At 41.6% G+C, this 13,378-nt stretch carries 10 protein-coding genes; 6 read left to right on the top strand and 4 right to left on the bottom strand.

Annotated features, from left to right (window positions below; genetic code table 11):
• Nucleotide 1: 1 nt before the first annotated feature.
• Genes gltS through L1068_RS01080 form a run of 4 tightly spaced genes read right to left on the bottom strand, consistent with a single transcriptional unit; the run spans nucleotide 2 to nucleotide 4,303 of the window.
• On the bottom strand, nucleotides 2-1,201 hold the full coding sequence (gltS, locus tag L1068_RS01095; RefSeq protein WP_237128688.1) for a sodium/glutamate symporter: 1,200 nt from the start codon (nucleotides 1,199-1,201) through the stop codon (nucleotides 2-4).
• Nucleotides 1,202-1,207: 6 nt separating this feature from the next.
• The gene (locus tag L1068_RS01090) at nucleotides 1,208-2,434 is read right to left on the bottom strand and encodes an FtsX-like permease family protein (RefSeq protein ID WP_237128687.1); all 1,227 of its coding nucleotides are present in this window, start codon (nucleotides 2,432-2,434) and stop codon (nucleotides 1,208-1,210) included.
• On the bottom strand, nucleotides 2,431-3,114 hold the full coding sequence (gene lolD / locus L1068_RS01085; protein ID WP_237128686.1) for a lipoprotein-releasing ABC transporter ATP-binding protein LolD: 684 nt from the start codon (nucleotides 3,112-3,114) through the stop codon (nucleotides 2,431-2,433). Before lolD ends, L1068_RS01090 begins: the two co-directional genes overlap by 4 nt.
• A complete protein-coding gene (locus L1068_RS01080; protein ID WP_237128685.1) occupies nucleotides 3,107-4,303 on the bottom strand; it encodes a lipoprotein-releasing ABC transporter permease subunit in 1,197 nt (398 codons plus the stop codon). Before L1068_RS01080 ends, lolD begins: the two co-directional genes overlap by 8 nt.
• Before the next feature lie 193 nt (nucleotides 4,304-4,496).
• Between L1068_RS01080 and L1068_RS01075 the strand changes: the two genes are divergently transcribed.
• The 6 genes from L1068_RS01075 (at nucleotide 4,497) to L1068_RS01050 (ending at nucleotide 13,366) form a co-directional block, all read left to right on the top strand.
• The gene (locus tag L1068_RS01075; protein WP_237128684.1) at nucleotides 4,497-6,158 is read left to right on the top strand and encodes a SulP family inorganic anion transporter; all 1,662 of its coding nucleotides are present in this window, start codon (nucleotides 4,497-4,499) and stop codon (nucleotides 6,156-6,158) included.
• A gap of 79 nt (nucleotides 6,159-6,237) precedes the next feature.
• Nucleotides 6,238-6,819 (top strand): PilZ domain-containing protein, encoded by a 582-nt coding sequence (locus L1068_RS01070; RefSeq protein ID WP_054979907.1) that lies wholly within the window; start codon nucleotides 6,238-6,240, stop codon nucleotides 6,817-6,819.
• Between the two features lie 60 nt (nucleotides 6,820-6,879).
• Nucleotides 6,880-7,917 carry an agmatine deiminase family protein gene (locus L1068_RS01065; RefSeq protein WP_237128683.1) on the top strand — a complete coding sequence of 346 codons (1,038 nt, stop codon included), beginning with the start codon at nucleotides 6,880-6,882 and terminating at the stop codon, nucleotides 7,915-7,917.
• A 2-nt stretch (nucleotides 7,918-7,919) separates the two neighbouring features.
• Nucleotides 7,920-8,807, top strand: coding sequence for a carbon-nitrogen hydrolase (locus tag L1068_RS01060; protein WP_237128682.1), 888 nt, complete (start codon nucleotides 7,920-7,922; stop codon nucleotides 8,805-8,807).
• A gap of 15 nt (nucleotides 8,808-8,822) precedes the next feature.
• Entirely contained in the window at nucleotides 8,823-12,290 is a 3,468-nt protein-coding gene (gene mfd, locus L1068_RS01055; protein WP_237128681.1) for a transcription-repair coupling factor, read from the top strand.
• Nucleotides 12,290-13,366, top strand: a complete 1,077-nt coding sequence (locus L1068_RS01050) for a CsiV family protein (RefSeq protein WP_275419442.1) — start codon at nucleotides 12,290-12,292, stop codon at nucleotides 13,364-13,366. Before mfd ends, L1068_RS01050 begins: the two co-directional genes overlap by 1 nt.
• Nucleotides 13,367-13,378: the final 12 nt, after the last annotated feature.

The raw sequence follows: 13,378 nt of genomic DNA, 5'->3' as shown, positions 1-13,378 counted from the left end.
ATCATCCCAGCCAACTAATAAACTGATTAATCACCAACGCATTTACAATATCAATAAAAAATGCGCCCACTAAAGGTACAACGATAAACGCTTTAGCTGAAGGCGAATAATGTTGCGTTACCGCCGTCATATTAGCAATTGCTGTTGGTGTCGCGCCTAAGGTCAACCCAGCATAGCCAGAAGCCATTACCGCTGCGTCGTAGTTCTTACCTAAACTCGGAAATACCACATAGGTGCTATAGAGTATTGTCGCCAACACTTGAAAAACAAGTAATACAACAAATGGCATTGCTAAACTCGTCAACGTCCAAATCTTGATACTCATTAACGACATCGCTAAAAATAGCCCTAAGCAGACATCGGAAATAAATGACAACGATGCACTATTAGTGGGCCAAAGTTTAACTGACATTAAACGTGGCACCGTGTTACTAATAATGATGCCGGCAAATAGACAACAAACAAAAAATGGTAATTCAAAATCAAAATAAACTAATGCAGCTTCAATACGATTACCTAATCCAATTGCCAGTAAAATAACAAAGATACTGATCAGAAACTGATCTATGTTAACACTTGCAAATTTAGCATTGTCATGGGAAACCCCTACTTTCAGTGGCTTAGCAGAATAAACCGTTTGTTTTAGCTGGTGTTTCTCTATTATGAACTTCGCGATAGGACCACCAAGCACACCACCAAAAATTAAGCCAAATGTCGCGCACGCCAAAGCGAGTTCCAACGCCCCTTCAATCTGATACTGCTCACTAAAAAATGGAGACCAAGCGATTGCCGTGCCATGCCCACCGCTTAATGAAATCGAGCCACCTAGCAATCCGCTCACCGGTGGCATGCCAAACGAGGTAAAGACACCAATCCCAACAAGGTTTTGTAAGATTAAAAAGCCGACTGCCAGTAGTAACAGAATCATTAAGCTTTTACCGCCTTTTATTAGGCTATCTAACTGTGCATTTAAGCCAATCGTGGTAAAGAAAATGATGAGTAGCACATCGCGCTGTTGAAGTGAGAAAGTGATTTCAGTATTGAAAACATAAAACGAGAAAGCGGCTAAACTTGAAGCAACAATGCCGCCAGTAACGGCTTCTGGAATATTAAAGCTTTGTAACGGCTTATAACGACGGTTTAACCATTTACCTAAAAAGTAAACCAATATTGCCGCCATTAAGGTAAGCCGTTCATCCATCAGCATCTAATGTCCTAGTATTTTTGCAGGGTCCGTTTTGCTGGCTTTAACTGCTGGATAAATGCACGCAATTATCGCCATTGTAAACGTAATCACCGTGGTGATCAGTAAATCGTTTACGTTAAGTTGACTTGGTAGATAGTCTATAAAGTAAACACCAGACAACACATTTTTGCCTAACAAATCACTTATTAATAAATAAATATCGCTTACTGTCAGCGATAAAATAATGCCTAAAATCAGGCCAATACCTAACCCTATTGCCGCTTGATGAATACCTTGCAGTAAAAAACAGCGCACAATTGTGCCATCGGTTGCACCCATGGTTTTTAAAATCGCAATACTTGCGCTCTTTTCTTTCACTTCCATAATCAAGGTAGAGACAATATTGAAGCTGGCAACAGCGACAATTAAAAACACCGTGATGTAAACAATTAAGCGCACCATCTGTATATCTTGATACAAATTGCCCTGACTACGGTACCAGGTTTCGATATACACCAATTCATCTAATTTTTGACCTATCGCAAGGGCGCTGTTTCGCACATTAAATACATCACGTATCTTAACTTGCAGCCCATCAAACTGGGTATTGCTCACGTTTTTTAGCTGTTGCGCTTGGCTTAATGCAATTTGGCCAAAATTCATATCAAGTTGACCACCTAAATTAATGGTGCCAACTAAGCTTAAATTAATTCGCTTAATACTCGCGAGCGATTGAGTGCCCGGCTCTGGCAGTAACACAAATACCGTATCGCCAATTTCCAGCTGTAACTTATTTGCCAGAGCCTTACCGAGAATAACCTCACCTTTTGCAAGATTAACGCTGCTTTTAGGAGAAATGTACTTAGCACTGTCTGACACGGTCTCGTCTAACTCTGGCACAACGCCTTTTAATAGCACGCCATGCATTTTACCTTTGTGCGACACCATTGCATTTAGCTTGATATAAGGGGCAATTGCGACCGCTTCTGGGTGACTGAGTAGTTTTTCTTGGTGAGAGGCAAAATTATCCAGCGGTTTTGCTGGCGCATAATACTCAATATGCGGAATAACGCTTAATAAACGCTCTTTTAGTGCAACTTCAAAGCCGTTAATCACCGACAGCGCCAAAATAAGCACCGCCACACCAAGTGAAATACCAATTGTTGATGACTTACTAAAAAAGCCACTAACCGTGGTATCGCCTTTGCCGCGTCGAAAACCTTTAACTAAATAAACACTCAAACTCATTGGCTAACCAACTTTCCCTGTTTAATAAACATGGTTTTATCAAGCTTTGCCGCTAACTCTAAATCATGGGTCACCACAATAAACGCAGTATTGTGAGTGGTTTTTAACTGGTTAATCAGTTCGTATATGTTCTCACCGTTATCTTTATCAAGGTTACCTGTCGGTTCATCAGCCAGCACTAATGCAGGTTTGGTGATAAGCGCTCGGGCAATGGCAACACGCTGACGTTCACCACCCGAGAGTTGATCCGGTTTATGCGTAATTCGATGGCTTAATCCCACGTTTTCGAGCATTTCGCTTGCTTGAATTTTGGCGTCTGATTTTGCCATTCCCCCAATCAATAACGGCAGCATCACATTTTCAAGCGCACTAAACTCCATCAATAAATGGTGAAATTGATATATAAAGCCAATGTGTTTATTACGAAAATCGGCTTGCTGCTTGCGATTAAGCATCGTTGTATCGACACCTTTTATTTCGATTTTACCAGTATTAGGCTTATCTAATGTGCCAAGCAAATGTAATAAGGTACTTTTACCTGAACCTGAGCTGCCAACTATGGCAAGTGTTGTACCCGCTTCGAGGGTTAAATTTAAATCATCTAAAATATCAACTTTAACATCGCCATCTTGATAAGACTTAGCGAGGTGTTCACATTTTACTACAAGGTGATTATTCATATCGTAAAACCTGTGCTGGTGCTAATTTCGCAGCGCGTCGTGCGGGATAAAAGGTAGCTAAATAGCTCATCGCAATACTTAACGTAAAGATCACACCTACTTGTAACCAAGATACATCGATCGGTAACTGCATACCTGCAATAATTTGAATGCCAATCAGTGCTAATATTTCATTAATGTTTAGCGCAACAGCCAAACCAAGTAATACCCCAAGTACACTGCCAACTAAGCCATTGTATAAACCTTGTACCATAAATACCTGTAACACACCGTTGGGTGTTAAACCTAAGGTTTGTAAAATCGCAATTTCAGACTGTTTTTCAGATACCATCATGGTCAAAGCCGAGAGAATATTAAATACCGCAACCAAAATAATCAGTCCAAGTAATAAGCTCATAATGCGCTTTTCCATTGCCACTGCAGAAAAGAGCGAGCCTTGCGTATCTTTCCAATCTGCTACTTTTAGCGTTTTAAGCTCTGGCATGTCTTTAATTAGGTCATCTAATTTAAATGGATCGGTTAAATACAGTGCAAATTCATTAAAACTCGATGGTTTTATACGATTAAGCCTTAGTAGGTTTGGTGTACTCGTTAAAATTACCTGACTGTGAAACGCGCTGTTATCAAGCAGTACTGCAACGGTAAATAAACGTTGCGATGGCATACGTCCAACTGGGGTAAAGGTAGTGACACTCGGTAGCATTAAGCGAATTTTATCGCCGACAGAAACATTAAGCTCTGTTGCTAAGCGCCGCGTAATCGCCACTGAATATTTAGTGTTTGCCAGTTGTTTAACGGTTTCACTGTTAAGCATGGCTGTCAAAGGCGTGTCTTGGCTATCATCTATGCCATAAATTTTTGCCGCTAATAATTTGGTATTCGACACAACCAACCCTTCACTGCTTTTAAAACGTGATATTGAAGTGACATCTGGATGTTTTGCCAAGGTTTGATACAAGGGGTGGTTTTGCTTGTCAGGTAGTGCAACAGATAAATGCGGCGTAATTTGCAGCATAGATTGCTTAAGTCGGTTCTCAAACCCGTTCATTACACTGGTCACACAAATTAGCGCAATGATACCGATCGTAATACCGGCGATAGAGAAAAATGAAATAAAAGAGATAAAGCCGTTGCCCTTGGCTAATTTCGCATAGCGCATGCCAATAAACAAACTAACTGGCTGAAACATAGATTACTGATTGTTTAATAAGTGTAATTTTTTGGAAGTTTAACACTTATTAATAAGAAGTGTATTATTTTCTAGGCAATCTCAGAATAACAGATCTGATCAGTGAAATTTTTGCCATAATTCCAGCTAAGCTACTGTAACTATTTAAACAGTCTAGGTAGAATACCGCGTCTGCAATATAGAGGTATGCCTTTTGTTCGAGCGATTTAAGCACTTTCAACTCCGTGGTGACTTATTTGGTGGTGTCACTACTGCAATTATCTCACTACCACTTGCCCTAGCCTTTGGTGTGGCGTCAGGCGCGGGTGCCGAAGCCGGTATCTGGGGCGCTATTTTAGTGGGTTTATTCGCTGCACTGTTTGGTGGTTCTAACTCGCTCATTTCTGAGCCCACCGGTCCGATGACCGTGATAATGACGGCGGTACTCACTGCAATGATGGCCAAACACCCAGAACAAGGCATGGCAATGGCCTTTACCGTGGTGATGATGGCCGGCGCATTTCAATTTTTGCTTGGTTCATTAAAACTGGGTAAATACGTTACCTTAATGCCTTACAGTGTTATCTCCGGTTTTATGTCAGGCATTGGTGTTATTTTAATTATCTTACAATTAGCACCACTTTTAGGCCATCAAACGCCATCTGGTGGCGTAGTCGGCACGCTTACTGAACTCCCCAGTTTAATTTTCAATCTTCACTTTTCAGAATTATTTTTAGGTCTTGCAACGCTCGGTATCTTATTTTACTTCCCAAAGCAATACCGTAAGTATATCCCCGCTCAACTCGTTGCACTTATCGCAATTACGCTTGTTTCCGTTATTTTATTTAGCGATGAATCGATTCGCCGTATCGGTGAAATTCCTACTGGTTTACCTAATTTAGTCTTCCCGACATTTACCGCCGACCAATTCGTTACCATGATCATTGAAGCCATGGTACTTGGCACACTTGGTTGTATCGATACCCTGTTGACTGCCGTAATCTCGGATTCATTGACGCGTCAAGAACACGATTCAAATAAAGAACTCAAAGGTCAAGGTATTGCTAACATGATCTCAGGTTTGTTTGGCGCACTGCCGGGCGCAGGTGCTACCATGGGCACAGTGGTGAGTATTCAAGTAGGTTCTCGCTCTCCTGCCGCGGCAATTATCCGCGCCGTTATTTTGATGCTTGTGGTATTGGTTGCGGGCAGTTTAATTGAGCCAATTCCAATGGCGGTGCTTGCAGGTATCGCGCTGTACGTTGGGATCTCGATTCTCGATTGGAGTTTTTTACAGCGCGCACACAAAGCCAGCATGCAGCAAACCGCGATTATGTATGCGGTAATGCTATTAACTGTCTTTGTTGATTTACTTATTGCTGTTGGATTAGGTGTATTTATCTCAAATATCATCGTGATTGAACGATTAAGTCGTGAACAAGCAAAACAAGTCAAAGCGATTAGTGATGCTGATGACGATGATGTACCGTTAAATAAACAAGAGCGCGCAATTTTAGACAAAGCAAAAGGCAATATTCTGTTCTTTTACCTGTCGGGTCCAATGATTTTCAGTGTATCTAAAGCGATTTCTCGTCAGCATTCTTCTGTACATAAGTACAAAGCGATGATCCTAGATTTAAGTGATGTGCCGATGATCGATATGACCGTTGGCCTCGCCTTAGAAAATGCCATTAAAGATGCTATAGAGGCACGCTGTGAAGTCTTTTTATATTGCCCAAATAATGATGCTAAACATCAACTTGAAAGGCTTGGCATTGATGAATTAATCGGTAAAGAACGTTTTGTAAATACACGACTTGACGCACTGAATCAGTCGTTAGAAGTTATCGAGAACGTCCCGTTCACCGGCAGCTAACTGAAAGTTAAATAAATTCTTTGCCTGAACTCCCCTGTTCAGGCTAAGATTATTTATTATTTAATGATTTACAGTGCATATGTCCGACCTCATCGAACAATTTAATCAATACTTTCAAATCGAACACGCAATTAGCGTTAACTTAGAACAGGTTAACGAAGATAAATTGCCTAGCGATGACAGTGACATAGACAAAATAATCCCACCGCTATTTAAACTAGCCAATGAAGTAAACGTGCTAGAGCAAACCGCCCTTCGCCCACTCAGACAGTTAGGTGATGTAGCAGATGATTTAGCGCAGTACCTTAAATTACAGTCACGTAAAATTGACCTTATTTTGTCGCATATATTAGCAACGGAAAATGAAGATGAAGCTCAGCTAGAAACGGTAAGTTTTGGTGGCAGCGGCTTTGTACTGCAAACAAACACTTGCTATACCCCCAACAGTTTTTTCCGTAGCAAACTGTTTTTAGCGGATGAAGCGGCAGCGGTGTTTTGCTTTACCCAAGTTGTGGATAGTGAACCGCACCAAGATGGATATAAGACACGATTTATATTCAGCCACATTCGAGAACAAGATCAAGAACTTATGGTTAGAGCAAGCCTGCATACACAAGCCAAAGTGTTAAAAAAGAAGCAATCAAAGAAAAACATCAATTAAACACTAATAAATAGTGTCGCCATTTGCTAATATTGGCCAAAATTACCCTTGTTAACTACTATGAACACTGTTTTTCCAGCTGAATGGGCATTGCAAGATGCCGTGCTTTTAACTTGGCCGCATAAAGATACTGATTGGGCCGATATTTTGCCTCAAGTTGAGCTCACCTACCTTGCTATCGCAAAAGAAATTCTGTCGCAGCAAGCACTTGTGATTGTTGCGCATAACGATGCGTTAAAACAACATATTAGTGCGCTTTTTCATAGAAACGATCTACCATTAGACAAGGTCCATTTTGTTGTATGCCCAACTAATGATACTTGGGCGCGTGACCATGGGCCAATTAGCACATATCGTGGTGACACTCTTCATGCCCTTGATTTTACCTTTAATGGCTGGGGTAATAAGTTTCAATCAGAACTTGATAATGCGATTAATCAGCAGCTATTCAACACAGTATTAGCCAATAGCGCGTCATCACAAAAAGTGCCGCTAGCACTCGAAGGTGGCGGTATTGAAAGCGATGGTAACGGCACACTGCTAACAACCAGTGAATGCTTGTTAAACGACAATCGTGAAAACAATTTAAACAAAGCAGAGCTAGAAGAGAAGCTATCAGGATTATTAGGCGTTAATCACTTTCTTTGGCTTGATCACGGTTACCTTGCAGGAGACGATACCGACAGCCATATCGACACGTTAGTGCGTTTTGCGCCAAATGATGCCTTAGTTTACGTTTCATGCCCTGCTCAAAACGATGAGCACTTTCAAGCGTTAGACGCAATGGCCAAGCAGTTACAGACATTCACTACACAAAGTGGCAAACCTTATACTTTGCACGCCTTACCTTGGCCAAACGCGAAATACGATAACGATGGTGAGCGCCTTCCCGCAACCTATGCCAATTATTTAATTATCAATAACAAGGTATTGGTACCTACTTACCAAGATGCTAATGATCAAGCTGCACTTGATGTAATCGCAGCAGCCTACCCTCAACATCAGGTTGTTGGTATTGACTGTGTGCCATTAATTCACCAATTTGGCAGCTTACACTGTATTACCATGCAATTACCTAACGGTTTTTTACGGAGCTAATTATGTCTCAAACGATTAAAGTCGCGGCAATTCAACATTCAAATAGCGGTGATTTACAGCATAACCAAGACAAAACCGTACTTGGCATAAAAGAGGCCGCAAAAAATGGCGCCAAGTTAATTGTATTGCAAGAACTGCATCGCAGCCTTTACTTTTGCCAAGTAGAAAGTACCGATAACTTTGACTTAGCAGAATCAATTCCAGGCCCAAGTACCGCGCTTTACGGTGCGCTTGCCAAAGAGTTAAATGTCGTTATTGTTACCTCATTATTTGAAAAACGTGCAACGGGCTTGTATCACAATACCGCCGTTGTACTTGATGCTGACGGAGAAATTGCGGGCACTTACCGAAAAATGCATATTCCTGATGACCCTGGCTTTTATGAAAAGTTTTACTTCACACCGGGGGATTTAGGTTTTCAACCTATCGATACCTCAATTGGTAAACTTGGCGTGTTAGTATGCTGGGATCAATGGTTCCCTGAAGCTGCGCGTTTAATGGCAATGGCAGGAGCAGAGTTTTTAATTTACCCAACCGCAATTGGTTGGGATTTAGACGACGACAGCGCTGAACAACAACGTCAACTCGATGCTTGGGTTATTGCCCAGCGTGCTCACGCTGTATCAAATGGACTGCCTGTAATTGCCTGTAACCGCCAAGGCCATGAAGCTGATCCGAGCGAGCAAAGTAAAGGAATTCAGTTCTGGGGCAATAGCTTTATTACAGGTCCACAGGGCGAAATTTTGGCGCACGCGTCAAATAATGACGATGAAATCCTGTATGCCGATATCGATCGTGCACGCAGTGAATCCGTACGTCGTATTTGGCCGTATTTACGTGACCGTCGTATCGACCATTACCAAGATCTAACGAAATTATACCGAGATTAGTAAGGAGTGACATTAATGCAAAGTCAGTGGCTTAACTTACCCTGGATCAAAACCCAAAACGACAAAATTGCGTGGGGCAATTTAGCAGGTTCAGCCTTAAGTTTAGCAATTTCAGATGCGGTAAAAAGCCATGCTGGGTTTAAATTAATTGTCACTCAAAACACGCAGCAGGCGCTTAAGCTTGAAGCTGAGCTAAATTACCTGTTGCCTAATATCCCAGTTAACTTGTTTCCAGACTGGGAAACCTTGCCTTACGACCATTTTTCACCGCACCAAGATATAATTTCGCAGCGTTTAAGCCTATTAAGTCAGCTTAGAAATCAGCATGACGGAGTGTTGATTGTGCCTATTGCGGGGCTTATGTTGCGCACCGCCCCGTGTGAATTTATTTACGGTAAGGCAATCAAATATAAAGTTGGTGACACACTCGATAGCATGACGTTGCGCACCGCACTCGAGTCGGTTGGCTATATCAACGTACAACAAGTAATGGCCCATGGTGAATTTGCGATTCGTGGTTCCATCATCGATCTATTCCCGATGGGCAGTAATACGCCGCTGCGTATTGATTTATTTGATGATGAAATTGACTCAATTCGCCAATTTGATCCGGAAACCCAACGCTCACGGGACAACATTCAAGAAATTGACTTATTGCCTGCGCACGAATTTGGTACCGACGAAGACGACATAGAGCGTTTTCGTATTAACTATCGTGAAACCTTTGGCATGGCACATGAAAAAGGCTCTGTCTATTCACAGGTCAGCCAAGGTAGTTTGCCCGCAGGTATTGAATATTATTTACCCTTATTTTTTGATACCACTGCAACCCTGTTTGATTATTTACCAAGCGACAACGTTATTTTTACCTTGGGCGATATTGAACACAGCTGCCGTGAAACTTGGCAAGATATTGAAAAACGCTTCGAAAATCGTAAAGTTGATCCATTACGCCCACTGCTCGAACCGTCTAAGCTTTATCTTAATGTAGAAAACTTATTTTCTGCGCTCAATGATTCTCCGCGCGTTGCGCTCTCTCAAGCAATGCTTGGCACGAAAGCAGGCAATAGCAATATCGCCCTTGATGCTGTGCCTGATATCCGTGTAAACCATCAACTTAAGCAGCCGTTTGAACACGTCTTAAACTACATTAGCGCGTTAAAAAGTAATAACACGCGTATTTTATTTTCGGTAGAAAGTGACGGCCGCCGTGAATCATTATTAACCTTGCTGAAACCAACTGGGTTAAAGCTTTCAGAGTTCGAGTCTATTGATCAATTTAGTGCAGCAAACAGTGATGTTGGCTTAATTGTTTCACCGCTTGAGCAAAGTATTCACCTTACTACGCAGAACTTATGCATTATCACTGAGCAAGAGCTTCTTGGTGTAAAAATATCTCAAAGACGCCGTCGCAAACATAAATACGAAGTCAGTCAAGATTCAATTATTCGTAACCTTGCTGAACTGCAAATTGGTCAACCCATCGTACATTTAGATCACGGTGTCGGCCGTTACCAAGGGCTAGAAACCATTGACGCCGGAGGTGTCAGTACCGAGTTTGTTACCATTCATTATTTAAACGACGCGAAGCTTTATGTGCCTGTGGCATCACTGCATTTATTATCGCGTTATTCAGGTGGCGACTTAGAAACTGCACCACTCAATAAACTGGGCTCCGAAGCGTGGGAAAAAGCCAAACGTCGTGCCGCCGAAAAAGTCCGCGATGTTGCCGCTGAATTACTTGATATTTATGCCCAGCGCGAAGTTAAGCCAGGTTACGCATTTAATCACGACAGCAGCGCTTATCGCCAATTTGCCGATAGCTTTCCATTTGAAGAAACCGATGACCAACAAAATGCCATTGGTGCCGTGCTGAATGATATGCAAAAAGCGCAAGCAATGGATCGTTTGGTGTGCGGTGATGTTGGCTTTGGTAAAACTGAAGTTGCAATGCGCGCCGCGTTTGTCGCGGTAAACGACTCTAAGCAAGTAGCAGTTTTAGTGCCAACTACCCTGCTCGCTCAACAGCATTTTGAAAACTTTAAAGACCGTTTCGCCAACTCTGCCGTTGAAGTCGCCTTATTGTCGCGATTTAAAACTGCAAAAGAGCAAAAACAAACGCTTGAAGGCTTAGCCGAAGGTAAAATTGATATTGTTGTTGGAACACATAAGTTACTGCAGCAAGACATTAAGTTTGATGATCTTGGCTTACTGATTGTTGATGAAGAACACCGTTTTGGCGTACGCCAAAAAGAAAAAATTAAGTCGTTACGTGCTGATGTTGATATTTTAACGCTCACCGCAACGCCAATTCCGCGTACGCTGAATATGGCAATGAGTGGCATGCGCGATTTATCAATTATTGCCACACCACCGGCTAAACGTTTAGCAGTCAAAACCTTCGTTCGTCAAAACGACGATGAACTGATTAAAGAAGCAATCATTCGTGAAATTAAACGCGGTGGTCAGGTTTACTTCTTACATAACAATGTTGAAACCATCGACAGCTTTGCGAGCGACATTGCTGCATTAGTACCTGAAGCAAATGTTCAGTACGCCCACGGGCAAATGCGCGAGAAAGAACTCGAATCATTAATGTCGGATTTTTATCACCAAAAATTTAACGTGTTGGTGTGTACCACGATTATTGAAACTGGTATTGATATTCCAACCGCAAATACCATTTTGATTGATAGAGCCGACCGTTTTGGTCTTGCACAATTGCACCAATTACGTGGTCGCGTTGGTCGAAGTCATCACCAAGCCTACGCTTATTTACTGACACCAAATGAAAAACTGATCAGTAAAGATGCGAAGAAACGTTTAGAAGCGATTTCATCACTGGAAGATCTTGGTGCTGGTTTTACTTTAGCGACGCACGATTTAGAAATTCGTGGTGCGGGTGAACTATTAGGTGATGAGCAAAGCGGTCAAATTGAGAGCATTGGCTTTAGCTTGTATATGGAAATGCTCGACCAAGCTGTTGAAGCGTTAAAACAAGGCAAAGAGCCAAGCCTTGAAAACTTGCTACGCAAACAAAGTGACGTTGATTTAAAAATTCCTGCGCTTATTCCAAACGACTACATTCATGATGTAAATACGCGATTAAGCATGTACAAACGTATTGCAAGTTGCACCGAAAAAGATGCAATGGATGAATTGTCTGTTGAATTAATTGACCGATTTGGTTTACTACCAGAAGCATTGCAAAACCTATTTGCAATTCAACAACTCAAAATTACAGCCTCTAGCCTTGGTATAACTAAGATAGATGCCAATATCAAAGGCGGTTATTTTGAATTTGGCCCAGATACTAAAGTCGATCCGAGCTTTATTATTGGATTACTGCAATCCAATCCGCAATTTTATAAGATGGAAGGCGCCAGTAAATTGCGTTTTATGATTGAAGAAAAGAATAACCAAGAGCGCTTAAAGCTCGTTACTGCAATGCTAAAAGACTTTGCCCAAAAGGTTGTAAAATAATGATAATAAAATATGTTTTGCCGTTAAGCCTGCTTAGCGCAAGTTTTATGGCTAGCGCCAATTTACGTTGGTTTGATATTGAATTGATCTTTTTTGAAAGACCTACCGATAGCGAATTAAAAGAAGATCTTTCAGCCGAAGACTTCCCAGCGATTAACTACACTAACAGTAAAGACATTATCGCTGAAGCGTATCAAGAACTGCAAAATGTGAAATATAAAGAATGCATGGGCATCGAAGTCGATACCGAAAATGGCGAACAGATTGACGGCCTTGACCAGCCTGCCATTAGTAAAGACGTTAATGAAGCATTTGAGACATCATCGCAAATTAACAACGATGATGAACTTGATAACTTAGCGCAGCTTGAGTGCCAACGTTATATTAATGTAGCCGAATTAGACGCGTTACCGCTTACACCTGAGGCACTGACGTTCGAACACACTGATTACATTTATTTGTTATCAAAAGAGCAGTTAGAGCTTAACGAAACCGCAAGCCGCTTAAAACGACGTGGCTTAACGCCGTTGCTGCACACGGGTTGGCGTCAACCTGAAAGTAATATTCGTAACGCGACACCTATGTACTTGTATGGTGGCAAGAACCTATCGGCAGTTATTAATAAATCAGAAAATGATCAGTCACTTGAACAAATGCTTAATGAATATACGCAATTTGAACAAAGCGAGGTAATTGATTTGAATGGCGTGCCGCAAAGTTCAGACATAGATGCGTTTCCAAGCGATATTGTTAACGACGTTGAACCGTTCGAAAACACGCCTAGTCCGCTTTTAACTGAACAAACATGGCAGCTACAAGGCAAATTTAAAGTATTTATTCGTCGCAATTATCTCAATATTGAAGCCGATTTTGATCTTAACGAGTTAGTGGAACAGACCGTTGACAACATCAACTTTACAGATGGTGACAACGGCTTAGCTTTGCAACAACTCACTGAAACTGTATTAAAAACCGAACGATTTTCACAATTCCGTCGTGTGATAAGCTCCGAAATACATTATTTCGACCATCCAAAGCTCGGCATTATTATGCAAATTCGTCGTTATAACCATTAAGGACTTTGTCTT

This window comes from Pseudoalteromonas sp. MMG024 (assembly GCF_021654175.1).
Classification (GTDB): Bacteria; Pseudomonadota; Gammaproteobacteria; order Enterobacterales; family Alteromonadaceae; genus Pseudoalteromonas.
This window is presented reverse-complemented; position numbering and strand designations above follow the sequence as displayed.

Coding starts and splice junctions, on each gene's coding strand:
- gltS (WP_237128688.1), bottom strand. CDS start 1,201: ATGGATGAACGGCTTACCTTAATGGCGGCAATATTGGTTTACTTTTTA.
- lolD (WP_237128686.1), bottom strand. CDS start 3,114: ATGAATAATCACCTTGTAGTAAAATGTGAACACCTCGCTAAGTCTTAT.
- L1068_RS01080 (WP_237128685.1), bottom strand. CDS start 4,303: ATGTTTCAGCCAGTTAGTTTGTTTATTGGCATGCGCTATGCGAAATTA.
- L1068_RS01090 (WP_237128687.1), bottom strand. CDS start 2,434: ATGAGTTTGAGTGTTTATTTAGTTAAAGGTTTTCGACGCGGCAAAGGC.
- L1068_RS01060 (WP_237128682.1), top strand. CDS start 7,920: ATGTCTCAAACGATTAAAGTCGCGGCAATTCAACATTCAAATAGCGGT.
- L1068_RS01050 (WP_275419442.1), top strand. CDS start 12,290: ATGATAATAAAATATGTTTTGCCGTTAAGCCTGCTTAGCGCAAGTTTT.
- mfd (WP_237128681.1), top strand. CDS start 8,823: ATGCAAAGTCAGTGGCTTAACTTACCCTGGATCAAAACCCAAAACGAC.
- L1068_RS01065 (WP_237128683.1), top strand. CDS start 6,880: ATGAACACTGTTTTTCCAGCTGAATGGGCATTGCAAGATGCCGTGCTT.
- L1068_RS01070 (WP_054979907.1), top strand. CDS start 6,238: ATGTCCGACCTCATCGAACAATTTAATCAATACTTTCAAATCGAACAC.